Source organism: Streptomyces graminilatus, from assembly GCF_001418565.1.
Lineage (GTDB): Bacteria > Actinomycetota > Actinomycetes > Streptomycetales > Streptomycetaceae > Streptomyces > Streptomyces graminilatus.
In genome coordinates this window covers 1-26,051 of record NZ_LIQQ01000214.1, presented here as the reverse complement: position 1 = coordinate 26,051, position 26,051 = coordinate 1, and the positions used below count along the sequence as shown (strand labels likewise).

The window sequence follows — 26,051 nt, the reverse complement described above, 5'->3', positions numbered from 1 at the left end:
CTCGTGTCCCAGCCCACCGCCCTCCCCGACCCCACATCCGGTGTGGACGCACCCCCAGGAGTGGACGGCGGCCCCGAGCCCTCGCCGCGGCAGCGGCGGGACTTCCGCCGGTTCATGGCCTCGCACGTGTGCAACGAACTCGGCAACAGCATCACGTACGTCGCCCTGCCGCTCACCGCCGTACTCACCCTGCACGCCTCCGCGTGGGAGGCCGGTCTGCTCGCCGCCGCCGAGAACGCCGCGTTCCTGCTGCTCGGGCTGCCGGCCGGCGCCTGGGTCGACCGGATGCGGCGGCGCGACGTCATGATCGCCGCCGACCTGGCGCGGACCGTGCTGCTCACCGTCGTGCCGGTGGCCTGGCTGCTGGACGCCGACTCCATGCCCCTGCTGTACGCCGTCGCCCTGCTGCTGGGCTGCGCGCGGCTGTTCGGCGACGTGGCCGACCAGAGCTATCTCCCCACCCTGGTGGGCCGTTCGACGCTGATCGAGGGCAACTCGCGCCTGGAGACCGTGCGTTCGGGCGCCGAGCTGGCCGGTCCCGGCGTGGCGGGCTTCCTCGTGCAGTTCCTCGGGCCGGCCGGCACCCTGGCCGGACAGGCCGTCACCTCCCTCACCTCCGCGGTCCTGCTGGGCCGTATAGAGGCGAGGGAGGAACGGCCCACCCCCGCACCGTCGGGGCGTGGCGGCCTCTGGCCGGAGATCAAGGAAGGACTCCACCACGTCCTGGGCCACCCCGTGCTGCGGCTCATCGCGCTCAGCACGGCATCGGTGAACCTCTTCCTCAGCGGCGTCTTCGCCCTGGAGACACTGTTCCTGACCCGCACCGTGGGCCTGCCGCCCGCGGCGGTCGGCTGGGTGCTCACCACGGCCGCGCTCGGCTCGGTCCTCGCCGCGCTCGTCACACAGCGGCTCTCCGACCGGGTGGGCGCGGCCCGGCTGACGTGGCTGTCGCTGCTGGCCGCCATGCCCTTCGGCCTGCTGCTTCCGCTGGCCCAAGAGGGCTGGCGGACGGGCCTGTTCGTCCTGGGCGCGCTCGTGCAGTCGGCCGGTGTGACGACGTACAACATCTGCCAGGTCGCCTACCGGCAGACCGTCTGCCCGCCGCACCTGCTCGGCCGGATGACGGCCACCATGCGGTTCCTGGTGTGGGGAGTGCTGCCGGTGAGCGGCCTGCTGGCCGGTGCCCTCGGTGAACTGGCGGGTGTGCGCGGCGCGTTGTGGATCCTGACCGCCGGGCTGACGCTCACCCCGCTGATCCTGCTGTGCTCGCCGCTGCGACGGATGCGGGACTTCGACCGGGCTCCGGCCACGGTCCCGGCTCAGTAGCCGGGACCGTATCCCAACTGGAAAGCCAGGTGCGCCAGTTGGATGCGGTTGACCGAACCGGTCTTGCCGCGCAGCCGGCGCACATAGGTGTCGACGGTGTGCGGGCTGAGCCCCATCCGGCGGGCGATCATCCGATAGGTGCACCCCTGCGCGAGGTGCGCCAGGACCTCCTGCTCGCGGGGCGAGAGTGCGGCGGGAACGAGTGCCGGCGGGGCGGTTTCGGACATGGCGGACTCCAGTGGGGTGGTGACGGACTCCCGCGCGGCCACGGGAACTGTTACGGCTGAAATCGCTCTCAACGGGATTTTCTTCGTGGAAATACCGGTGTTCACTCTGCTCCTTCGAATATCGACAGCGGCGTCATATGCCCGACTCGCCGCCGAAGCTGCTCATGAGCAGCCTTTCCGTTTGCTTATGCTGACGCCAGGGGGCGGACACCTCACCAAGGTGCCTGGCAGCAAAGCGACCCGGGGTGAAGGCATGCAAAATGGGGCAAGGGTGTCATCGGATCTCAATGACGTGGACCTCGACGTCTACAGCTGGGTGCTCCAGCACCGCACGATCGGGGTGGACACCGTGGCCGCCGGCACCGGACACGCTCCGCAGGAGGTCCGGCTCAGCGTGGAGCGGCTGCTCGGCGCCCAGTTGCTGCACCGCAGCCCGGAGGGTGACTCGGTGGCCTTCGCGGTCGCGCCGGACACCGCGGCCTCCCGCCTCACCGCACCGCTGGAGGAGGAGATCCGCGCACGCCAGCGGGAGATAGGCGGGATACGCGAGGACCTCGGCCGCTTCATGCCCCACTACCTCCAGCGCCGTACGGCGGGCGAGGCGCTGGAGGTGCTGGAGAACGTCGAGGACGTGCGCGGCGCGCTGAACCTCGCCTCGGACCGGTGTGAGCGCGAGGTCCTCACCAGTCAGCCCGGCGGAGGCAGCCGGGTGCCCGCGGCGATGGAGGAGGCCCTCAGGCGCGACGAGGCCATGCTGCGCAGGGGCATCTCCATGCGCAGCCTCTACCACCACACCGCCCGCTTCAACGGCCCCAGTCAGGCCTACGTCGCCGCCGCCTCGGCGCTGGGCGCGCAGTACCGCACCGCGCACGAACTCTTCGGCCGGCTCATCGCCTTCGACCGCGAACTGGCGTTCATCCCCGTGCCGGACGGCAGTTGGGGTGCCGTGGTGATCCGGGAGCCCGCCACGGTCTCGTATCTCTGCGACATCTTCGACCAGACCTGGGACCGCGCCACCCCGTTCTCCAACGCCGTCGGCCAGGGGCTGGAGGAGGTCGCCCGCGAGATCCACGAGACGATCATCCGGCTGCTCGCGGCCGGCCTGAAGGACGAGGCCATCGCCCGCCGGCTCGGCATGTCCCTGCGTACCGCGCGTCGGCACATCGCCGACATCATGGAGGAACTCGGCGCCGGGAGCCGCTTCCAGGCGGGAGTCGCCGCCGCGGCCCGCGGCCTGCTGGACGACCCCGAGGTCGCGGAGCCGGCCGGGGAGACCGCGGAGGCCGACGACTGACCTCGTCGGCCCGCCGCCCGGCATCGATGGATCTGTCCGCCGTTTGCCGTTTGCGTCCGGCGGTGTGCGACGGTCGAGGTGCGTCGTCCCGTGACGCGGTGGAGGTGTCCGCTTGTGTCACGGGATTAGGGGAACGCGTTTCCGTGACTGGTATGCGCCCTGCGCGATGAAGGATGCTTCCCCGACGGGCGCGCGGCACGCGGCCCGGCGCGCACGGCGGACGCGATGCGCCGGCGAGTCATGCACAGACTGAGGGGCGCACGATGACCATGCCGTTCGACGGGTCGACCGCGGGATACCCGGAGGGTCGTCCCCGGGTCCGGCCCCTCCACAGCCCCGCCGATCCGTCAGCGGCGTACTTCCGCGAGGTCGCCCAATTCGTCGCACTCCACCTGGGCCGCGCCCCTGGCGTCCTGTGGCCGGAACACGACCATCCGCCGCTCGGCGACGGGGCGGACGACGGCGAGGACCCGGCGGCGGCGCCCGATCTGGACGCGTTCGCCGCCCGGATCGCCGCCGCGACGGGTCTCGCGGCCGGACCCGGCCGCGTCGGAGCCCCGCCCGGCCATCTGCTGGTCCATCAGATCGCGGGCGCGGCCACCTGGGACATCACCGGCGTCGGCGGCGACGGGCAGGGCGCCTCGCTCCGCTACCGCTTGCGCGCGGGCGAGGTGCTGTACGTCCCCGACGGCTGGTCACGCACCGCCGAGCCCGCCCGCGACGCCCGCTGGGCGGTCTTCGTCCTCGCCCCGGAAGGCTCGGCTGCCCCGGACCAACCTGCGACGGGCTGACGAGCGGGCTCACCGTCCGCACGTACACACGGAACGAGGCGCCCCCGGAAGGGCGCCTCGTTCCGTACGTTCACCGGGGGCCGCGCCCCGGTCAGCCGCCCCAGGAGGTGTCGGTCGGGGGCTTCGGGCGGCCCGGACCGCCGCCCCAGGAGGTGTCGGTCGGGGAAACCTGGCGGTTCGAGCCGCCCCCGGACTGAGGGAGGGCCGCGGGCCGGCTGTCCGCCGCGATCCGGGTGGTGCTGCCGCCGTCAGGCAGCGCGGTCGTCGTGGTCCCCGCCAGGACGGCGGTGAAGACGGCGGCCACGGCGCACGTGGCCAGTACGAGACGCTTCGTCATGGTGTTTCCCCCAGCAGATCCAATGAACAGGTCCGGGTGGTCGGCCCGGCCTTTTTCGGTCGTTGTCTTGCAGGACCAACACTGCCGCCACCACCGCCCTCCAGTGATCAGATCAGCCGCTCATCAAGCTGCCTGACTCTAAAGTGAGGGGCGACGAACCGCCTCATTCGGTACGGAACGGTCGCCGACCGGGGTGTCGAGGGGCGGCGGAACGTCCAACTCGCGCCACACACGGAACACCAGAGGCGTGAGAGTGACCCCGAGATAGACCACCCCGGTCGCCAGCAGCGCGGGTGTCAGACCCCACCTGTCCAGCACCGGGCCCGCACCCAGCATCCCGAGCGGCGTGGCCGCGAGGGCGCAGGCGGTGAGCATCCCGAAGACCCGGCCGCGCACCCGCTCGGGCACCCGCTCGTAGGCCACGGACATCATCAGCGGGGCGAGCGCCCCCGACCCGAGGCCCGACAGGGCGAGCAGCGACAGCAGTGCCCAGGGCGGCGGCCCGGCGGCGAGCGTCGCGCAGCGCACCGCGCCCACCAGGAGGAACGCGCCGACGAACAGCGTCCGGCGCGGCAGCCGACGCCCGACCCGGACGTACAGGGCCGCCCCCAGCAGGGCACCCGCCCCGATCGCGGTGACCATTGCCCCGAACAGCGCGCTGCTGTCCAGCACCCGCGTGCCGTACGCCGGGTACAGGACCCCGTTGAGCGCTCCGTCCAGCGCGTTGGTCACCAGGAGCACGGCCGCCACCGCCCGTACCGGCCGGTCGCCGCTCAGATACGCCCAGCCCGCCCGCAGGTCCGCCAGGTACGAGGACCCGGCCCCGCCGGGGTCCGGGGGCCGGGGTGCGGACGGCACCAGCGCCGCCACCAGCAGACAGCACAGCAGGGCCGCGCCCACATCCGTGCACAGGGTGCGCACCGGACCGACGGCCGCGATGAGCAGGCCCGCCAGCGGCGCCCCGGCCATCAGCCCGATCCGGCGCGCGGCCTCCGCCGAGCCGGTGCCCGCCTCCACGGTGACCCCCGCCCGCTCCAGCGCGTCGGGGAGCAGCAGTTGGCGCGCGGTCTCGGCGGGGCCGCGGGCCGCGCCCACGACGAAGACCAGGGCGACCAGCACCGGCAGGGTCAGCGCGTCGACAGTGTGCAGCAAGGGGATCAGGGCGAGGGCCACCGCGGTCAGCAGATCCGCGCCCAGGCTCACCGCCCGCGCCGGCAGCCGGTCGACCACCGGCCCGGCGAGCACCGCGGAGCAGAGCAGCCCTGTGGTCTCGGCCGCCGCGACCAGCCCGGTCCAGGTGCCGCTGCCGGTGCTGTGCAGCACGAACCAGGGCACGGCGACGAGGGTCGCGGCGATCCCCAGCGCGGAGATCCCGGCGACGGTCACCAGGGCCAGCAGCGGAGCGCTCCGCAGGGCCGGTGGGAGGGTGCGCAGTCTGTTCATCACGGTCCATTCCTCGTGGGAACCCGTACGCCGCCCGGCGCTCCACGGCAGTGGAGCGCCGGGCGGCGTGGTGCCCGTCGGGTCGTCGGTCGTAGGGTCAGCCGGCCATGCTCAGGCGCAGGCTGAGCGGTCGCATGTCGGTCCACACCTGCTCGATGTGCGCCAGGCACTCCTCCCGCGATCCGCGCACACCCCGCGGGTGCCAGCCGGCGGGGACGGGCCTGCCCGCCTCCCAGAGGGAGTACTGCTCCTCGTCGTTGGCCACGACCAGGTACTGGCGTGTCGTCTCGTCACTCATGGGGTTTCTCCTCGTATCTCGATGTGTCGGTTCATCGGTTCATCGGTTCATCGGTTCGGTCTGTCGGTCTGTCGGGTGGTCGGGTGGTCGGCTGTCGGTCCGTACGGGCCGTCAGTCACGGGAACGGGACTGGGAACTGGACTGGGAACGGGAACGGGAGTCGGGCAGAGGCGTGGCCACCGCGAGCGCCCGTGCGAGCCGCTCCGCCAGGACCGCGCTGTGCGGGGGATCCACCAGGGTGTGGTGGTTGCCGGGGATCGCGACGGGAACCACGGCGCTCGCGCGGGCCCGCCAGGGCGCCGGGTCCACGAGCGGGGTGGCGAGTTCGGCGTGCACCTCGGACACCGTGAACAGGTGGACCGGGGTGTCCAGGACCGCCGCCGTGCGGTACCGGGTGGCCGCGGTGCCGTTGGCGGAGGCGACCCGCAGCATCCGGCGCAGTGCCTGCGGGGCACTGTGCCTCGGGAGGCTGCCGTTCTCGCGCCCCTTGCGAACCAGGGCGTCGAGCAGGGCGTCCTCGTCGAGCGCGCGGGCCTCGGCGGCGTCCAGACCGGCCGCCAGCCCGTGCCGGAGCAGGTCGTCGTCCCCGGGGTCGGGCTCGGTCCCGGCGCGTGTGCCGGGGGCGGCTGAGTCGATCAGGCCGAGGAAGGCGACCTGCTCACCGGCCGCCTCGAGCCGGGCCGCGATCTCGAAGGCGACGGTGCCGCCGAACGACCAGCCCGCCAGCAGGTACGGGCCCGCCGGGACCTCCTCGCGGATCGCCGCGAGATAGCGCTCCGCCATGACGGACACCTCGTCGAGCGGCGTGTCGTCGGTGTTGCAGCCCACCGCCTCCACACCGAGCACCCGCCGGGCGCCGTCGGAGGTCGCCGCCAGCTCCCGCACCAGGTCCAGGTAACAGACGACGTCACCGCCGCGCGGATGGAACAGGATCAGTGGCGGACGGTCGTCGCGGCCGTCGGAGCCGTCGGAGCCGTCGGACAGCGGCACCAGCAGCCGGCCCGACGCGGCGGCGGCCTCCGGCAGCGCCCCGCACAGCAGCTCCACCGTCGGCCGGCGGAAGACCAGGTTCAGGGGGAGTTCCACCCCGAACTCCGCGCGCACGGCCGACATCAGCTCGAACGCCTTCAGCGAGTGGCCGCCCAGGGCGAAGAAGTCGTCCCGGACACCGACCGGTCCGGTACCTAGCACCCCCTCCCACAGCCGGGCCATCCGCAGCTCCGCCGCGTCACGCGGGGCCACCCGGGCGGCGTCACCCGCGCGGGACGCGCCCGGCGCCGGGGCGGGCAGGGCCCGGCGGTCGAGCTTGCCGTTCGGGGTGAGCGGCAGCCGGTCCAGCGAGGTGAGGACACCGGGCACCATCGGGGCCGGCAGCTCCCCGCGCAGGAAGTCGCGCAGCGCCCCCGGATCGCCGTCACCGTGCCCGTCCCGCCAGACCACGTAGCCGACGAGAACCGCGTCCACACCGATCCCGTGCACGGCGGCCGCCGCCTCCGCGACCTCGGGACGGCGGGCGAGCGCCGCCTCGATCTCGCCCAGCTCGATACGGTGGCCGCGCACCTTGACCTGGCCGTCCGCCCGGCCCCGGTACTCCAGGCCCCCGTCGGGCAGCCTCCGTACCAGGTCGCCCGTGCGGTAGAGCCGCGCGCCGTCGTCGAACGGGTCGGCGACGAACCGCTCGGCGGTCAGGGCGGGCCGGCCGTGGTAGCCACGGGCTACCCCGTCCCCGCCGATGTACAGCTCGCCGAACACGCCCACCGGCAGGGGCCGCAGCCGCTCGTCGAGCACATGCAGCCGGGTGTTGGCGAGCGGCCCGCCGATCGGCACCGGCCCTTCGGCGTCCCCGGGCGACAGCCGGTGCGCCGTCGACCAGACGGTGGTCTCCGTCGGCCCGTAGACGTTCCAGACGGTGCCCAGGGCGGACCGCATCCGGGCGGCGAGCGCCGTCGGCAGAGCCTCGCCCCCGCACAGCGCACGCACCCGCGGGTTCTCCCAGCCGGCCGCCATCAACTGGTGCCAGGTGGCGGGCGTGGCCTGGACGACCGTCGCCCCGGCCGAGTCCAGCTCCTTGGCCAGCAGGCGCCCGTCGCGGGCGGTCTCCCGGTCGACGACGCGTACGCTCGCACCGCAGGTCAGCGGTACCAGCAGTTCCAGTACGGCGATGTCGAAGGACGCGGTGGTGACGGCGGCCACGATGTCGCCCGGCCCCGTCCCGAGCCTGCCCACCATGTCGTGGGAGAAGTTGGCCAGCGCCCGGTGCGGCACCATGACGCCCTTGGGCCGGCCGGTCGAGCCGGACGTGTAGAGGACGTACGCCAGATCCTCCGGACGCACCGGAGCCGGCGGGACCTCGGAGGCGGGCATCAGGTCGTCCACCAGCTCGGCGACGTCCAGCACCCGTACCGCCCCGCCGCCGACCGGCGGAGTGCCGGCCGGACCGGCCGAGGCGATCAGCAGGCGCGCGCCGCTGTCCGACAGCATGTGCCCGATGCGCTCCGCCGGATACCCGGGGTCGACGGGCACGTACCGCGCGCCGCTGCGCAGGACGCCCAGCAGGGCGACCGGCAGCAGCACGGACCGCTCGACGCTCACGGCGACCGCCGTGCCAGGTCCCGCGCCGAGCGCGGCCAGCCGGCCGGCCACCCGGCCCGAGAGGTCCCACAGCCCCGCGTAGTCGAGCAGGCGACGGCCGTCGTCGACGGCCACCGCGTCCGGCGTACGTGCGGCCTGTTCGCCGACGCGCTCGTGCAGCGGCGCGTCCGGGACCTGCTCGGCGGTGGCGTTCCACCGGGCGGCGAACTCCGTCTCCCGCCCGGCCGGGAGCAGCGGCAGGGCCGCGACGCGGGTACCGGGGGCCTCGACTGCCGCGGACAGCAGTTCCAGCAGGGCCGCCGTCAGCCGGGCGACGCTCTGCCGGCCGAAGAGGTCGGTGGCGAACACGGCCTCGCCGCGCAGTTCGCCCGCCTCCTGCGTGAAGTAGAGCGACAGGTCGAACTTCGAGGCGCCGCCGGCCAGTTCGAGCGGCTCGGCGGTGAGCCCCGCAGGCAGACGCGGCGCGTCCGGTTCCTCGTTGAGGACCAGCATCACCTGGAACAGCGGATTGCGGCTCAGGTCGCGCTCCGGGCGCAGCTCCTCCACCAGCCGCTCGAACGGCACCTCCTGGTGGGCGTATGCCTCCAGTGCCGTGTCACGGGCGCGGGCGACGAGATCGGCGAAGGCCGGGTCGTCGGAGAGGTCCGCGCGCAGGACGAGATTGTTGACGAAGAAGCCCACCAGCGGCTCCAGTTCACCCCGGTCGCGGCCCGCGACGGGCGAGCCGACGGCCACGTCGTGCGTCCCGGCCCAGCGCCCCAGCAGTGCCTGGACACCGGCCAGCAGCACCATGAAGAGGGTCGCCTCACTGCCCCGGCCGAGCACGCGCAGCCGCTCCACGAGCGGCGCGGGCACCGTGAACGAGTGCCTGTCGCCGCGCCCCGACGGTACGGCGGGACGCGGGCGGTCCGTGGGCAGTTCGAGCGGGGCGAGCCCCGCGAGGCGCTCCCGCCAGTACGCGAGCTGCCGGTCCAGCAGCTCACCGCTGAGCCGGTCGCGCTGCCAGGCGGCGAAGTCGCGGTAGGAGACGGCGAGTTCGGGCAGCGGATCGGTGTCCGCCCCGGTGCGCGCGCCGTAGGCGGCGAAGAAGTCGCGCCAGAACACCCCGGCCGACCATCCGTCGAAGGCGGCGTGGTGGGCGACGACCACAAGCAGATGCTCGCGCGGCGCGATCCGGATCAGCCGGGCGCGTACCAGGGGCGCGCGCGTCAGGTCGAAGGGCAGCGCGGCGTCAGCCCCGGCCAGCTCCTGCGCCCGCCGCTCGGCCGTCGCGGCCTCGTCGCCGGACAGCTCCGTGAAGACCGGGCCGGACAGCTCCGGAGCGCCGGACAGGTCGGTGAAGACCGGTTCGAACACGCTGGCCGGTTCGGTCATCAGGCGGGCCGTGCCCGCCGGGCCGTTCTCCTCGACGCGGGAGCGCAGTACCTCGTGCCGGGCGACCACGTCCCGCAGGGCGGCCAGGGCGGCCGGCGCGTCGAGTGTGCCCGTCAGCCGGATCGCGCCGGGCATGTTGTAGTCCGGGCGGCCCGGCTGGAGCCGGTCCAGCAGCCACAGCCGCTGCTGGCCGAAGGAGAGCGGGGAGGGTCCAGCGGGAAGCACCGGGATTGCCTGCTCCCCGTCCGCGCCGAGCGTCACGAGGGAGCGGGCGAAGTCCTCGGCGACCGGGTGCCGGAACAGGGACCGGATCGGCACGTCCAGGCCGAGGAGCCTGCGCAGCCGGGACACCACCCGGGTGGCCTTCAGCGAGTGGCCGCCCCGTTCGAAGAAGTGGTCGAGGACACCGACCGGGCCGTCGTCCAGGATCTCCTCCCAGACCTGTACGACCGTCCGCTCCAGCGGCGTCCGGGGCGCGACATGCGTACGGGCGGCGCCGCCCGGGTTCGGGGCGGGCGCGGGCAGGGCCCTGCGGTCCGTCTTGCCGTTGGGTGTCAGCGGCAGCGCGTCGAGCACGATGACCGACGACGGCACCAGCGCGGCAGGCAGCGTCGCGCTCACCGTGTCCAGCACGTCCGCCGTACCGCCCGTGGGGGCGCCGTCGGGGTGCCACTCCACGTAGGCGACCAGAGTGCGGTCGGCCCCCTCACCGTGCGGTGCCACCGCCGCGCGGGCCACGGCGGGATGCCGCAGCACCGCCGCCTCGACCTCGCCCAGCTCCACCCGGTGTCCGCGCACCTTCACCTGGTTGTCTCGCCTGCCGTGGAACTCCAGTACCCCGTCCGCCCGCAGGCGGGCCAGGTCGCCGGTCCGGTACATCCGGCTGCCGGGCGGGCCGTAGGGGTCGGGCAGGTAGGCCGTGGCGGTGCGGCCCGGGTCGCCCAGATAGCCGCGGGCCACACCGCGCCCGGCGATGAACAGCTCGCCGACCGCGCCGGCCGGGAGGAGTTCGAGGCGCGGGCCCAGGACGCGCACCCGGGCGCCGGGCAGCGGCCTGCCGATCGGGACGCGCCCGACGGCGATGTCCTCGTCGGTGACGACGTGGTAAGTGGTCGTGTTGGTGCACTCGGTGGGCCCGTACTGGTTGACCAGCCGCAGCCGTTCGGGGGTGCCCAGTGCCCGTCGGGCCGTCTCGGCGAGCGGCGCGGTGAGTGCCTCGCCGGTCGTCAGCACCAGCCGCAGGTCGGCGGCCGGACCGGGCGACGCGGCCACCACCAGGGTGAGCATCGACGGGACGACGGACAGGAGCGCGGTGATCCGCTCGCTGTGCAGCAGCCGGGCCAGCGCGTCCGGGTCGTCCGCCTCGTCGTCGGTGGCCAGGACGAGCCGGGCGCCCGTCGCCAGCGGCGCGAACAGGTCGCGTACCGACGGGTCGAAGGTGAGCGCGGTCCGCGCGAGGACGGTGTCCCGCTCGCCGATACCGAACGTGCCGGTCAGCGCGGCCAGATAGCCGGTGATCGCCGCGTGCGGCACCGCGACGCCCTTGGGGCGGCCGGTGGAGCCCGAGGTGTAGAGCAGATAGGCGAGGTCACCGGGGCCGGCCGTGACGGGCGGCGCCGTCGCCGGGAGCGCGTCGATCAACGGCTGCTCCCGGTCCAGGTCCAGCACCGCCACACCGTCCGGGAGCCCGGTGACCGGGACCTGGCCGGACGGCCTGTCTGTCAGTTCGGTGGCTGGGACTCCGTCGGACGGCCCGTCCGGGAGTCGGGTGGCCGGGACCTGGCCGGACGGACTGTCTGTCAGTTCGGTGGCTGGGACTCCGTCGGACGGCCCGTCCGGGAGCCGGGTGGCCAGGACCTGGCCGGACGGACTGTCTGTCAGTTCGGTGCCCGGGACCCCGCCGTGCGACCCGTCCGGGAGCCCGGTGCCCGGCACCTGGCCGGACAACCCGTCTGTCAGCCCGATGCCCGGCCCCCCGCCGTACGACCCGTCCGGCCGCACCCCGGTGCCCAGGACCTCGCCGGACGACCCGTCCGTCACCACCACCCGCGCCCCGCTGTCGGCGAGCACCGTACGGACACGTTCGGCCGGCTGACGCGGGCTCACCGGCACATACGCCGCGCCCGCCTTGAGCACGGCCAGCACGGCGACGACCGTACGGATCCCGCGCCCGGTCATGACGGCGACCGTCGACCCCGTCACGGCGCCCAGCTCCCGCAGCCGCCGGGCCAGCCGGTTGGCGTCGGCGTCCAGCGCCCCGTACGTGAGGGAGCGTCCCGCGCAGGTCACGGCGACGGCGTCGGGCCGGCGGCGGGCCTGCTCCTCGACCAGGGCGTGCAGGGTCGCCGCCCGGGCCGGGAACTCCCGCTCACCGGGCGCGTCCGCGCCGAGCAGGGCGGTGCGTTCCGCCTCCGTCAGCACCTCCAGCCGGGACAGCGGCGCGTCCGGGTCGGCCGCCGCCGAGCGCAGCAGCCGCGCGTAGTGGCCGGCGAAGCGCTCCATCGTGGCGTGGTCGAACAGGTCGGACGCGTAGCTCAGCGTGCCGGTCAGGCCGCCCGGGTGCTCGGTGATGGCGAGGCTCAGATCGAACTTGGCCGTGCCGTTCGCGGTGTCCAGCGAGGTCGTGCGCACGCCCTCCAGCGGAAGGGTGTCCAACTGCTCGGGGTGGAGCTGGAAGAGGACGTCGAAGAGGGGGTTGCGGCTCAGGTCGCGCTCCGGACGCAACTCCTCCACCAGCCGGTCGAAGGGCACGTCCTGGTGCTCGAAGGCAGCCAGCGCCGTCTCCCGGACCCGGCGGACGGCCTCGTCGAACGTCGGGTCGCCCGACAGGTCGGTACGCAGCACCAGCGTGTTGACGAAGAACCCGACGAGCGGCTCCAGCTCGGTACGGTCCCGGCCCGCCACCGGGGAACCGACGGCCAGGTCGTGCTGCCCCGTCCACCGGGCCAGCAGCGACTGGAAACCGGCGAGCAGCACCATGAACAGCGTCGCCCCCCGCTCCCGGGCGAGGGCGCCCAGCCGCCCGGCCAACTCCGGCGGCAGCTCGAAGGTGAGCTCCGCGCCCGCGCCGGTCCGGGTGCGCGGCCGGGGACGGTCCGTGGGCAGCTCCAGCGCGGGCAGGGCGGCGAGCCGCTCCCGCCAGTGCGCGATGCCCCGGTCGGCCGCGCCCCCGGCCAGCCGGTGCTGCTGCCAGTGCGCGTAGTCGCCGTACTGGACGGGCAGCGCGGGCGGTGCGGGGCGTTCCCCGCGCCGCAGGGCCGCGTAGCCGTCCGACAGCTCACGCCACAGCACGGGCATCGACCAGCCGTCGCCCACCGTGTGGTGCAGGACGAGGACCAGGAGGTGTTCCCCGGCGTGCACGCGGACCAGACGGGCCCGCACCAACGGCGCCCGGGACAGGTCGAACGGGGTGGCCGAGTCCTCGTGCGCCAGGCCGAGGGCCCTCGACCGGGCGTCGTCCGGCGACAGCCCGCCGAGGTCGGTCAGCAGCGGCACGAACACCTCGGGCGGCTCCACCATCTGGACGGGCCCGTCCGGCCCCTCGGCCAGCCGCGAGCGCAGCACCTCGTGCCGTACGACCACGGCGCGCAGCGCCTCCAGCAGGGCGTCGGCGTCGAGTTCGCCCTCCAGCCGGACGGCGACGGGGATGTTGTAGTCCGCGCGGCCCGGCTGGAGCCGGTCGAGGAACCACAGGCGCTGCTGCGCGAAGGACAGCGGCGCCGGGCCCCCGGCGGGACGCGGTACGACCCGGTCCACGGCGGTGTCCGGCGCGCCGTGCCGCAGCGCGTCCAGCGCGGCGGCGAACCGGTCCAGCACAGGGTGTTCGAAGAGCAGCCGCAGCGGCACCTCGGTGCCCAGCCGCACGCCGAGCCGGGACACCGCCCGGGTGGCGCGCAGCGAGTGGCCGCCGAGCGCGAAGAAGTCGTCGTGCCGGCCGACCCGGCCGACGCCCAGCACCTTGCCCCACACCTCGGCGGCGAGCCGTTCGGCGTCGGTGCTCGGCGCCGCGAACTCGGCCCTGCGCAGCGCCTGTTCACCGGGGGCGGGCAGGGCACGCCGGTCGAGCTTGCCGTTGGGCGTCGTCGGCAGGCCGGGCACCGGCACGATCGCGGCGGGCAGCATGTACGCGGGCAGCCGGTCGGCGAGGGCACTGTGCAGCTCCGCCGGGACGACGTCCGCGCCGGGCGCGGCCACCACGTACGCGACCAGGCACGGCTCGCCCGGGGTGTCCTCACGGACGACGACCGCGGCGCGGCCCACCGCCGTACACCGGGCCAGCTCGGCCTCGACCTCGCCCGGCTCGATACGGAAACCGCGGATCTTCACCTGCTGGTCGGCGCGGCCCAGATAGTCGACCGTGCCGTCCGGGCGCCGCCGGGCCAGGTCCCCGGTGCGGTACATCCGCGCCCCGGGCGGCCCGTAGGGGTCGACGGCGAACTGCCGAGCCGTCAGACCCGGCCGGCCCAGATAGCCGCGCGCGACCCCGGTACCGCCGACGCACAGTTCACCGACAGCGCCCTCCGGCACCGGGCGCCCGCGCTCGTCGAGCACGTACAGCCGCGTGTCGTCCAGCGCCGAGCCGATCGGCACCCGACCCGCCACCGTGTCCCCGGCCCGGGCGTCCAGCCGGTGCGCGGTGGCGAACGTGGTCGTCTCGGTCGGGCCGTAGACGTTCACCAGCACGGTGCCGGGAGCCGCCTCCAGGGCCCGGCGGAAGGACGCGGTACTCGCGGCCTCACCGCCGGTCCACACCTCCCGCACCTCGGTGAGCAGTTCCACGCGCTCCTCGACGACCAGGTCGAACAGGGCGGCGGTGAGGAACAGGGCGGTGATCCGGTGCTCGCGCACCAGCCGGGCGAGCGTGTCGGTGCCTATCCGGCCAGGCGGCGCCATGACCACCGTGCCGCCGCTCAGCAGCGGCGTCCACACCTCGTACGTCGAGGCGTCGAAGGCGAGCGGGGAGTGGGCGAGGACCCGGCGGTGGGCGGCGCCGAAGGCGGCGTCGCGGGCGAGGGCCGCGATGTTCCCCCGGGTCACACCGATGCCCTTGGGCTCACCCGTCGACCCGGAGGTGTACATGACGTAGGCGAGCTGTTCGGGTGTGCACACGGCAGGGTCGAGCGGGGCTGTGCCCGGGGCCGGGTCATCGGTGGCGTCGAGCACCGGCACGGGGGAGCCCGTGACGGCCTCGTGCCCGGCCAGGGCCGGATCGGTGAGCAGCAGCCGGGCGCCGGTGCGCTCCAGCATCCAGTGCAGACGCTGTACGGGGAAGGCGGGGTTCAACGGTACGTAGGCGCCGCCCGCCTTCAGCACCGCCAGCATCGCCACCGGTACGTGCACGGAGCGGTCCATGAGCAGCGCCACCGGCGTCTCGCGGTCCACCCCGCCCGCCCGCAGCCGCACCGCCAGCGCGTCCGAGCGGGCGTCGAGTTCGGCGTACGTGAGTCGGTCGGCGCCGCAGACCACGGCCGTAGCGCCGGGGGAGTGGCGCACCTGCTCGGCGAAAAGGCCGGCCGGTGTGGCGGGGGCCAGGTCCTCGCGGACCGTGCCGTGGCCGTCGGCGACGAGACGGGCGGCGGTGCCGGCGCCGGGCAGCAGCTCCGCGAGCGGCCGGTCCGGGGCACCGGCAGCAGCCGACAGCAGCTCCAGATAGTGACCGAGGAGCAGTTCGGCGGTGGCGGGGTCGAACAGGTCGGTGTCGGCGACCAGCGAGCCGGTGCAGCGGTCGGCCCCCTCCGAGACGAACACGCTCAGGTCGAACAGGGACGCCCCGAAGTCGCAGGGCACCCTCTCGACGCCCACCCCGGGCAGCCGCAGCCCCGCCGTCTCGTCGCTCGCGGCGGCGAACATCACCTGCACCAGCGGGTTCATGTCACCGGACCGCTCGGGGTTCAGCCGCTCCACCAGCCGGTCGAACGGCACCTCCTGGTGGTCGAACGCGTCCAGCGACACCCGCCGGACCCGGCCCAGCAGCTCCCGGAAGCCGATGTCGCCCGACAGATCGGTGCGCAGCACCAGGGTGTTGACGAAGAAGCCGATCAGCGGCTCCAGTTCGACCCGGTCACGGCCCGCGACCGGGGTGCCGACCGCGATGTCCGTACGGCCGGACACCCGGGCCAGTACCGCCTGGAAGGCGGCGAGCAGCGTCATGAACAGGGTGACACCCTGCGCCTCGGCCAGCCGGCGCAGCCGGTCGGTGAGCTCCGGGTCGAGCGTGAAGTCGAGGCTGTGCCCCGCACCGCTGCGGCGGGTGGGCCGCGGCCGGTCGGCGGGCAGTTCCAGCGGCTCCAGACCGGCCAGCCGCTCCTCCCAGTGCCGCAGCCCGGCGTCCAGGGCGCCGCTCTCCCAGCGCTCCCGCTGACGGCGGGCGTGGTCCTGGTAGGCGACCGGAAGATTCGGGGTGCGCGGCTCAACGCCCCGCAGGAGGGCCGCGTAGCCCTCGGACAGCTCCTGCCACAGCAGGGCCATCGACCAGCCGTCGGTGGCGATGTGATGGACCACCAGCACCAGCACGTGGTCGTCCGCGCCCAGGCGGATCAGCAGGGCGCGCAGCAGCGGCCCGGCGGCGAGGTCGAACGGCCGGCGCGCCTCCTCCCGCGCCAGGTCCAGGGCCCGCCGCACGGCGTCCGGCGCCGGGGCGCCGTCACCGGCCGAGCCGAGGTCGAGGCGCGCCAGCGGCACCTCGCCGGGCGCCGGGAGCACCACCGGGACCGGCTGCCCGTCCCGCTCCTCGAACACCGTGCGCAGCGGAGCATGCCGCCCCACGACCGCGGTCAGACTCCGCCGCAGCAGGTCCTGGCGCAGCGGCCCGCGCAGCCGTACGACCTCCGGTATCGCGTAGCCGGGGGCGCCGCCGCGCACCCGGTCCACCAGCCACATGCGCTCCTGCGCGAACGAGGCGACGGGCTCGGCGCCCGGGCCGTCGCCGGCCGTCGGCGCCGGAGAAGCGGCGGCCTGGGCGAACGTCCCGCCCGTGCCCGCCGACGCCTCCGCCATGGCCGACCGCACCCGGCGGCGCATCAGTTCACGGGCGGCGGCCAGCCGGCTGTCGACGGCTTCCGGCGTGCTGTCCTGGATGGTCACGAGGTCTCTCCCTGCGCTGCGTGGGTCACGAAAGACGTGGTGGAGGTGTCCGACGCGGGGGCGGTGCCCGACGCGAAGGACATGGGGGGATGGGCGTCGTCCGCCGTCGAGGCGGCGATGTCGGCGAGGAGGGCCGTCTCGACCGCCGCGGCGAGCGCGGCGACCGTCCGCTGTTCGAACAGGGTGTGCAGGGGCAGTTCCAGTGCCAGCGACTGGCGCAGCCGCGCCGCGACCCGGGTGGCGGTCAGCGAGTGGCCGCCGAGGGCGAAGAAGTCGTCGTGTCGCCCGACGTCCGCGATACCGAGGACGGCCTGCCACACGGCGGCGACCAGCTCCTCGATCTCGCCGTCCGGCGGCTCGTGTCCGGTGGGCGCGGCGGCCGGCGCGGGCAGGGCACGGCGGTCGAGCTTGCCGTTCGGCGTGACCGGCAGCGCGTCCACGGCCATCACCAGCGGCACCATGTACTCGGGCAGACCGCGCCCCAGGGCGGTACGCAGCGCAGCCGCGTCCAATACGGACTCCGGCGCCGGTACGACGTATCCGACGAGCCCCCGACCGCCCGGGGTGTCCTCGCGGACCACGACCGCGGCCCGTGCCACCCCGGTCTGCCGGGCGAGCGCGGTCTCGATCTCGCCGAGCTCGATCCGGAAGCCGTGGATCTTCACCTGGTCGTCGGTGCGGCCGAGATACTCGACGGCGCCGTCCGCCCGCATGCGCGCGATGTCACCGGTGCGGTACATCCGCGTCCCCGGCGGCCCGAACGGGTCCAGCGGGAAGCGTTCCGCGGTCAGCGCGGGCCGCCGCAGATAGCCCCGGGCCAGACCTGCACCGGCCAGGAACAGTTCGCCCGGGAACCCGACCGGCACGGGCCTGCCCGCCGGATCGAGCACGTACAGCCCGGTGTTCCAGATCGGCCGCCCGATCGGCACCGGCCCCTCGTCCGCGCGCCGGCACTCCCAGTGGGTGACGTCGACGGCGGCCTCGGTGGGCCCGTACAGGTTGTGCAGCGGTACGTCGAGGACGTCCAGGAAGCGGTTCTTCAGCTCCTCGGGCAGCGCCTCGCCGCTGCACACGACCCGGCGCAGCGAACGGCAGCCGGCGGCGAGGGGCTCCGCCACGAACGCGGCGAGCATGGAGGGCACGAAGTGCGCGGTGGTCACCGACTCCGCCTGGATCACCCGCGCGAGGTACGCCGGGTCCTTGTGCCCGCCGGGCTCGGCGACCACCAGGGCGGCGCCGGTCAGCAGCGGCCAGAAGAACTCCCACACCGACACGTCGAACCCGAACGGCGTCTTCTGCAGCACCCGGTCGTCGGGCCCGAGCCCGTACCGGTCCTGCATCCACAGCAGCCGGTTGACGATCGCGGAGTGCTCGACGACGACGGCCTTGGGACGGCCGGTGGAGCCGGAGGTGTAGATGACATAGGCGGGATGGGAGGGCAGTGGCCCGGCCGGTACGCCGGACACGGAGGCCGTGACGGGCGTCGCGCCGGAGTCTTCGGCGTCCAGGAGCAGCCGGGGTGTCCCGGCGTCGGCCGGGAGCTCCGCGCCGACGCCGGAGGTGGTCAGCAGCAGTACCGGCGCCGCGTCCGAGAGCATGAACGCGATGCGCTCGGCAGGCAGGGAAGGGTCGACCGGAAGATAGGCCGCGCCCGACTTCAGGACGGCGAGCAGCGCCACCACCAGCTCCGTGGACCGCTCCAGGGCGACCGCGACGATCTCCTCCGGACCCGCGCCCCGCGCCCGCAGCCCGGCGGCCAGGGCCTCCGCGCGGGCGTCGATTCCGGCGTACGTCAGACGTTCGTCCGCGAACACCGTCGCGAGGGCGTCCGGGGTGCGGGCCACCTGCCGCTCGAACAGCTCCACCAGCGTGGTGTCGGGCACCGGCACGGCGGTGTCGTTCCACTCCGCGATCAGCCGGTGCTGCCCGGCGGACAGGACGTCGACCTCGCCCACCGGAGTCTGCGGCTCCTCGGCCAGCGCCGTCAGCAGCCGCTCAAGTCCCTCGGCGACACTCAGCGCGCCACGCGCGTCGAGGACGTCGGGCCGGTGGTCGAGATGCAGCCGCAGCCGCTCGCCCGGCAGGACGAGCAGGTTGACGGTGTAGTGCGTCGCGTCCGTGCCGTCCACGGCGGTGAGCCGCACCTCACCGGCGAGGTCCCGCATCTCGTCCAGGTCCAGCGGATAGTTCTCCACGACGACCGCCGTGTCGAACAGGGTGCCGAGTCCGGCCGCCCGCTGGATGTCCGCCAGCCCCAGGTGCTGATGGTCCATCAGCGGCGCCTGCTCGTCCTGGAAACGGGCCAGGGCGGCGAGCAGACTCTCCTCGTCCCGCACCCGGAAACGCACGGGCAGGGTGTTGATCAGCAGCCCCACCATCTGTTCGATCCCGGCGACCGGTGCGGTGCGCCCGGAGACCGTGCCGCCGAAGACCACGTCCGTACGGGCCGTCAGCCGGGCCAGCAGGATCGCCCACAGGCCCTGGACGACGCTGTTGAGGGTGATCCCCGCCGACCGGGCCCGAGCGGTGAGCCGGGCGGTGGCCTCCGCCGACAGCTCCACCGTGGTCCGCTCGGGCAGCGCACCGAGCCTGTTCGGGTCCGACGAGCCCAGCAGGGTGGGCTCGTCCAGGCCCGCCAGCGCGCCGCGCCAGGCCGTTGTCGCCGCCTCCCGGTCCTGACCGGCCAGCCACGCGAGGTGATCGCGGTAGGGGACCGCGGGCGCGACGGCGGCGCGGGGCGCGGCGCCGGTCAGGTCCGCGTACCCGGCGAGGAGTTCACGCAGCAGCACCGCTGAGGACCAGCCGTCCCACAGGATGTGATGGTTCGTCATCACCAGCCGGTGCCGGGCCTCGCCCGTGCGCACCAGGGTGAAGCGCGCCAGCGGTGGCCGCTCCAGGTCGAAGCGCCGGGCCCGGTCGTCGGCGAGCAGCCGCTCCCAGGCCGCGTCACGGTCCCGCACCGGAAGAGCGGTGAGGTCGGCCGAGGCCCACGGAACCTCGACACCGCCGGTCACCACCTGCACCGGCCGGTCCAGCCCACGGTCGGTGAAGGCCGCCCGCAGCGCGTCGTGCCGTGCCATCAGCGCGTCGCAGGCCCGCCGCAGGGCGCCCGGGTCGAGCGGGCCGTCCAGGGTCAGGATGATCTGGCCGGTGTAGGCGTCGGTGCCCGTGGCGTCGTAGGCGGTGTGGAAGAACAGGCCCTCCTGAAGGGGCGACAGGGGCAGTACGTCGGTCAGCCCCGGGTGGCGTTCCGCGAGGCCCTCCAGATCCGTGCGGGACAGACCGGCCGGCGCGAGATCCACGCGGACGGGACCGTCCTGGGCCGCCCGCACCGACGAGCCGGCCAGCAGGCGCAGGGCCGCCAGCCAGGCGTCGGCCAGCGCGTCCGCCTCGTCGTCGGCCAGCAGCGCCGCCGGCCAGGTCAGTACGGCGGTGAGGGACGGACCGGCCGCCTCGTCGGTTGCCAGCGCGTCGATCTGGAGGCAGTGGTCGAGGGGCATCGCGGGATCGGCGTGGGCGGCCAGCCCGCCCGCGCCCGGGGCCGGACTCCAGGGCGCGTCGCCCGCGCCGTCGAACCGGCCCAGGTAGTTGAAGAGCACGCGGGGCTGGGGGAGTACGGCCAGTTCACCTGCGGTCGCCGGGTTCAGACGGCTCAGCAGCCCGTAGCCGGTGCCGTGGTCCGGGACGGCGGCGAGACAGCCGCGCACCCGCCCGGCCAGCCCGGCGAGCGCGTCGCCGTCGCCCTTCCCGGCCGCGTCCAGGTCGAGACCGCGCAGGTCGAGCCGGACCGGGTACTGGGTGGTGAACCAGCCCACCGTGCCCGACAGATCGTGCCGGCCCGTACGGTCCGCCCGGCCATGGCCCTCCAGATCCAGCAGCAGCGAGTCCGGGCCGATGCCCCCGGCGACACGGGGATCGTGGGCGGCCAGCGCGAGCGCCGTCAGCAGCACCTCGGCGGGACCGGTGCCCAGCGCCGCGGGCACCGACGTCAACAGGGGTCCGGCGATCTCCGCCGGGAGGGACAGCGTCCGGGTGCGGGCGGTGCCCACGGTGTCCCGGGCCGGGTCGGGCACCCGGTCCCACGGCGCGGAATGCCCGTCCCCAGGGGAGTCCGGTGCCAGGGTCCGGCGCCAGTAGGGGAGTTCGGCCAGCACCTCGGGGGAGAGGGCCAGCTCCTGGAGGTGCGCGGCCCAGGCCCGGAACGAGGTGCCCGCGCCCTGCGGGGGCACCGTCCCGCCACCGGCTGTCGCGTCCCAGGCGGCGGCGAGGTCGTCGAGCAGGATGCGCCAGGACACGCCGTCCACGGCCAGATGGTGCACGCACAGCAGCAGCCGGTCCGGCAGCCCGCCGAGGCCCTCCCACCGTACGGCCCGTACCAGCACGCCGTTCGCCGGGTCCAGCTCCGCCGCCGCGTCCGCCCCGGCGGTCCGCGCGTCGAAGGGCTCCCGCGCCCGGCGCAGCACACCGGCGGCGTCCACCGAGCCGGGCTCGCCGACGACGAGAACGGGCCGCCCGTCCGGGCCCCCGGCCACCCGCGTCCGCAGCGCCGGGTGCCGGTCCAGGACCGTCTGGAGGGCACGGACCAGCCGGGCGTCGTCCGCTCCGGCGGGCAGGGTGAGGATCATCGACTGGCTGAACCGGCCGATCGGGCCCGGTCCGTCGAGCAGCCACCGCATCACGGGCGTCGCCGCCGACTCCCCGTACGCCTCCGCGCTGTCGGCGGGCAGCGGGGCCGTGCCCGGTGCGCCGGCCGCGACGGCCAGACCGGCCGGGGTCTTGTGGGTGAAGACGTCGCCCAGGGTGAAGGCGAAACCGTGGGCGCGGGCGCGGCTCACCAGGGTGAGCGCGGCGATGCTGTCGCCGCCGAGGAAGAAGAAGTTGTCGTCCGGCGCGACCGCACGGCCCAGCACATCCGCGAACAGGGCGCACAGCGTCCCTTCGGGGCCCGTCACGGGCGCCCGCGACGGCTCCTCCGCCTCCGCGTCCGGTTCCGGGGCGGGCAGCGCCCTGCGGTCGACCTTTCCGTTGGCCGTCAGGGGCAGCGCGGCCAGGGCGACGAACGTGTGGGGAACCATGTAGTACGGCAGGAACTCCCCGAGATGCGCGGCCAGTTCGGCCGAGGAGGCAACCGCTTCGCCTGGCTCCGGGGCGACGTACGCGACGAGGCGCCGCCCGCCGCCGGGAGCGGGCCGCACGTCGACCGCCGCCTGCCGCACCGAGGGATGACGGCCCAGCACGGTCTCGATCTCGCCCAGCTCGACGCGGTAGCCGTTCACCTTGACCTGCTGGTCGACACGGCCCAGGTACTCCAGGTCCCCGTCCGCCGACCAGCGCACCAGGTCACCCGTGCGGTACATCCGCTCACCGGGGACGTCCGTGAACGGGTCCGGCACGAAACGCCCGGCGGTCAGCGCGGGCTGCCCCGCGTACCCGTGCGCCAGACCGGTGCCCGCCACGCACAGCTCACCCGCCGCGCCGGGCGGCAGCAGCCGCAGCCGGGAATCCACCACGTACGCGCGGTGGTTGACCATCGGCCGACCGATCGGCGGCACCCGGCCGCCGGATCCCGGCGCGCACCGGTGCATCGTCACCTCGACGGTGGCCTCGGTGGGACCGTAGCCGTTCCACACCTCGCGCCCGTCGGCCGCCCAGCGGGCCACCGCGTCGGCCGACGGCGCCTCACCGCCGGTGGACAGGAAGCGCAGCGCGGGCACCGCGCCGGGGTCGAGCAGCGGCAGCAGCGCGGACGGCAGGTCGGCGACCGTGACCGCCTGCCGGGCCATCAGCGACTGGAGCCGGTCCAGGTCCGTCCGCTCCTCGTCGGTGGCCAGCACCAGCGTGCCCCCGCTCAACAACGCGCCGAACACATCGAGCACGGACACGTCGAAGGACAGCGCCGCGAACCCGAGGAACCGCTCGCCACCGCCCCGACCGGGCGTGACACCGGCCACCGCGAGATGGGCGTGCACGAAGTCGACCGCGGCCGAGTGCGGCACGACGACACCCTTGGGCTCACCCGTGCTGCCCGAGGTGTACAGCAGGTACGCGGCCGAGAGCGCGGGCACGGTCGCGGTAGCCGATTCCCGCGCCTGCGCCGCCGCCTCTCCCACCGGTATCACCACCGCGTGCTCCGGCAAGGACCCGGCGGTGTCGGGACCGGCGACGACCGCGCCGATCCCGGCCCGGTCCATCACGTACGCGACACGCGCATCGGGCAGCGCCGGGTCCAGGGGTACGTAGCAGCCGCCCGCCTTGAGGACGCCGAGCAGCGCCGCGACCATCGCGGGGGAGCGGCGCACTTGCACACCGACCGGCCGGCCCGGCTCCGTCAGCGGGCGCAGCCGCCGCGCCACGTCCTCGGCCAAGGCGTCGAGGGCGGCGTACGACAGTTCCTCCCCGTCGCAGACGACGGCGACGGCGTCCGGGGTGCGCGCCGCCTGCTCCTCGAAGAGTTCGTGCAGACAGCGGTCGGTGGGAGCGGCGGCCGACCCGCCGTCCGCGAAGGCGGCGAGGCGGCGCTCGTCGCCGGGCGTGAGCAGGCCCAGGGAGTCGACGACGGCCTCCGGACCGGCGGCGGCCAGGGCGGCCAGGAACCGGGTGAACCGCTCCCGGTGGGCGTGCGCCTCCTCCGCGTCCACCTCGGCGGCGGCACCCTCGACCTGGAGCGTCAGCGGGCCGTCGCCGCCACGGTCGTACACGTTGAACGTGAGGTGGTCCACCGGACCGACCGACAGGTTGTGCGCGGTGGCCGGGGCACCGGCGAAGGACAGGCCGTAGTCGAAGGACATGAGGTTGACCGTGGCGTCCCACAGCCGCGCCCCGGTGTGCACCTCCTCGACGCGGTACCGCTGATGCCTCAGCACGTCCTTGATACCGGCCGAGGTACGGCGCACCAGGTCGCCCAGCGTCGTCGTCCCCGTCACCGCCAGACGCAGCGGCAGGACCCGGGAGAACATGCCGGGCGTCCGCCGGGCGGCCGGCGTGGCACGGCCGGTCACCGGCAGGCCCAGCACCACGTCCTCGGTGCCGTTCACCCGGTGCAGATACGCCGCTGCCGCCGCCATGACCAGGGCCGACCAGCCCGTCCCGTACACCCGGGCGGCTTCGCGCAGCAGCCGCGCACCGGCGACGGGCACCTCACCCGCGACCCGTACGACCGGACCCCCCGGCGCGGCGGAACCGCTCCCGGCGGGCAGTCCCGCGAACCCGACGGGCTCGGGCGCGTCCGCCAACAGGTCCCGCCAGAACGCCCGGTCGGCCTCCCGGGCACCGGAGACGAGGTACGCCTGCTCCTCCGCCACGATCTCCCGCCACGACGCCGCACCGGACGGCGGTACGGGTTCACCGGTCACCAGCGCCGAGTAGTGCGCCGCGACCCGGCGGGCGACAAGGGTGCCGCCCACGCCGTCGGCGACGATGTGGTGGTAGCCCTGCAGCCAGCAGTAGGACTTCGGGCCCGTGCGCACCAGCAACTGCCGGTGCACATCACCGGTCGCCGGGTCCATCGGCCGGTCCAGCTCGGCCCGCATCCGCGCCTCGGCCGCGGCACGCGGATCGGGGGCGCCGCTCACGTCGACGGTCTCCAGCCGGAACGGCGGCCGACCGGCAGGCCGCTGCCGCACCTCGCCGTCCACCTCCGTGAAGCACATGCCGAGCGCCTCGGTCTCCGCGAGCATCCCGCGCAGCGCTTCCTCGAAGAGTGCGGGGTCCACGGCCCCGTGGATCTCCAGGTACTCGCCGACGGCGTAGTCACGGCGCAGGGGGTCCAGTTGCTGCGCGAACCAGACGCCGGCCTGCGCTGAGGTCAGGGGCAGCGACCCGCGGTCATCAGTGGGCATGGGACGGTTCTCCTCGGGTTCGTTCGACGACGACGCGAGGATCACTCTCCGTGCTGCTCAACTGCCCCGAAAGTCCCAGGAATTCGTCTCTTGACAGGGAACGGGCAGGTCCCGGGCGTTCCCGGTCACGGGAACCCGTGACAACGCGTAGGCGGGTATCCGGCCATCAGGAGACCGGAGTTGTCGCGCGGACCCGGAAAAACAGCCTTCTGCCACAGCCGTGTAACAGCGGGCCGCGCCGGTACAACTCCTGCCCCGCTCCGCCGGTCTCACCGGGTGAGTCGCACAACTGTGCCGGTGCAGAACCGGTGTTGGGCGGTGCGACTCCTCTGGTCCTGACCGAACTCGGAGTTGAACTGTGCTGACGAAGTCCCTGCCGACGCGGCTTGCCGCCACCGCCGCGCTGCTGCTCGCCGCGGGTGCCCTGACCGTGCCCACCGCCTCGGCGAAGTCCGCCGCCCCGACGCGCGCCTACGTGCTGACCGTGACCACCAACCCGGCGAGCACCGACTACGACCACCGTCGCGTCGACGTCACCGGCACCCTCACCAAGGCCGACGGCACCCCGGTGCCCAACACCCCCGTCGAGGTCCAGGAGGTCGTGAAGTTCACCACCTGGAACCCGTGGGGCGACCCGATCGACCCCACTTACTACGAGCCGCGCGACCTGGGCAAGCCGGTCACCGACGCCAAGGGGAAGTTCACCATCCCCCACGTCTCCATCGACCACGTGGGCGACAGCAGCCTGCTCAACGTCCAGCGCAAGGTGGCCATCACGGCCTCCTACGACGTGGACGGCAACCCCAACACCCCGCAGGACGGCTACTACTCGGAAGCCGCCGTGACCACCAAGGCCAAGGCCAGCTCCCTCACTTACTCGGTCAACAAGACGAGGGTGAAGAAGGGCACCATCCTCACCGTCCAGGGCAAGGTCACCGTCCCCAGGGGCGTCGAGCGCGGTGGCAACGAGGTCTTCCTGCAGACCAACTGGGAGAACGAGTACAGCGTGAAGACGACCACCGAGGAGGACGGCTTCTTCGTGATGTCCGTGCGTGTCCGGGCGGACGACAAGGACTTCGAGCTGCGCACCGCTCCGAGGGACCTGTACGTGTCGGGCGTGACCAAGAAGCTCCCGATCACCAACACCTCGGCCCCGCGCGGATAACCCTGCGAACGGCGGGGCCTCGGCCCCGCATGGAAGGGGGCTCAGGGCCCCGGGCGAAGGGTCACCCCCGCAGAAGCGGAGGGTGACCCTTCCGGTCGCACCCGGCCCACGAGACCTGGGCGCTGCCGCACGGCCGGAACGGAGCGGAGCCCGCATCCGAGCCCGCAGCCGAACCAAAGGACGATCCAGACGGCCTTCCTCCGCCGCCCATCTCGCTGATCCAAAGCCACGACATACGGGCGGCGCCGAGACCATCGTGGCGCGGGCAGCCGGGCAGCCGGGC

10 protein-coding genes are annotated in these 26,051 nt (G+C 74.3%); 4 read left to right on the top strand and 6 right to left on the bottom strand.

What is annotated here, in order from left to right; genetic code table 11:
• Positions 1-1,326, top strand: a 1,326-nt coding sequence (locus AOK08_RS19205; protein ID WP_107100986.1) for an MFS transporter, incomplete at its 5' end; no start/stop codon positions are given.
• On the opposite strand, the gene AOK08_RS19200 is transcribed toward AOK08_RS19205, so the two are convergent.
• The gene (locus AOK08_RS19200; protein WP_055527399.1) at positions 1,320-1,553 is read right to left on the bottom strand and encodes a response regulator transcription factor; all 234 of its coding nucleotides are present in this window, start codon (positions 1,551-1,553) and stop codon (positions 1,320-1,322) included. The two genes, AOK08_RS19205 and AOK08_RS19200, sit on opposite strands and share 7 nt — an antisense overlap.
• Positions 1,554-1,824: 271 nt before the next feature.
• Here AOK08_RS19200 and AOK08_RS19195 point away from each other — a divergent pair, with 271 nt between their 5' ends.
• Together AOK08_RS19195 and AOK08_RS19190 are read left to right on the top strand one after the other, a co-directional pair.
• Positions 1,825-2,847, top strand: coding sequence for a helix-turn-helix transcriptional regulator (locus tag AOK08_RS19195; RefSeq protein ID WP_107100984.1), 1,023 nt, complete (start codon positions 1,825-1,827; stop codon positions 2,845-2,847).
• Positions 2,848-3,110: 263 nt separating this feature from the next.
• A complete protein-coding gene (locus AOK08_RS19190) occupies positions 3,111-3,638 on the top strand; it encodes a hypothetical protein (protein ID WP_055527387.1) in 528 nt (175 codons plus the stop codon).
• A 91-nt stretch (positions 3,639-3,729) separates the two neighbouring features.
• Here AOK08_RS19190 and AOK08_RS19185 read toward each other — a convergent pair whose 3' ends face one another.
• From AOK08_RS19185 to AOK08_RS19165, 5 genes are all read right to left on the bottom strand, one after another.
• The gene (locus tag AOK08_RS19185) at positions 3,730-3,975 is read right to left on the bottom strand and encodes a hypothetical protein (protein ID WP_055527385.1); all 246 of its coding nucleotides are present in this window, start codon (positions 3,973-3,975) and stop codon (positions 3,730-3,732) included.
• A 138-nt stretch (positions 3,976-4,113) separates the two neighbouring features.
• The gene (locus AOK08_RS19180) at positions 4,114-5,418 is read right to left on the bottom strand and encodes an MFS transporter (RefSeq protein ID WP_055527383.1); all 1,305 of its coding nucleotides are present in this window, start codon (positions 5,416-5,418) and stop codon (positions 4,114-4,116) included.
• A gap of 97 nt (positions 5,419-5,515) precedes the next feature.
• Positions 5,516-5,716 carry an MbtH family protein gene (locus AOK08_RS19175; protein WP_055527380.1) on the bottom strand — a complete coding sequence of 67 codons (201 nt, stop codon included), beginning with the start codon at positions 5,714-5,716 and terminating at the stop codon, positions 5,516-5,518.
• Positions 5,717-5,827: 111 nt separating this feature from the next.
• The gene (locus AOK08_RS48455) at positions 5,828-16,765 is read right to left on the bottom strand and encodes an amino acid adenylation domain-containing protein (RefSeq protein ID WP_055527375.1); all 10,938 of its coding nucleotides are present in this window, start codon (positions 16,763-16,765) and stop codon (positions 5,828-5,830) included.
• Positions 16,762-24,603, bottom strand: coding sequence for a non-ribosomal peptide synthetase (locus tag AOK08_RS19165; RefSeq protein WP_157876725.1), 7,842 nt, complete (start codon positions 24,601-24,603; stop codon positions 16,762-16,764). Before AOK08_RS19165 ends, AOK08_RS48455 begins: the two co-directional genes overlap by 4 nt.
• A 358-nt stretch (positions 24,604-24,961) precedes the next feature.
• On the opposite strand from AOK08_RS19165, the gene AOK08_RS19160 reads away from it, so the two are divergent.
• A complete protein-coding gene (locus tag AOK08_RS19160) occupies positions 24,962-25,768 on the top strand; it encodes a hypothetical protein (RefSeq protein ID WP_055527371.1) in 807 nt (268 codons plus the stop codon).
• Positions 25,769-26,051: the final 283 nt, after the last annotated feature.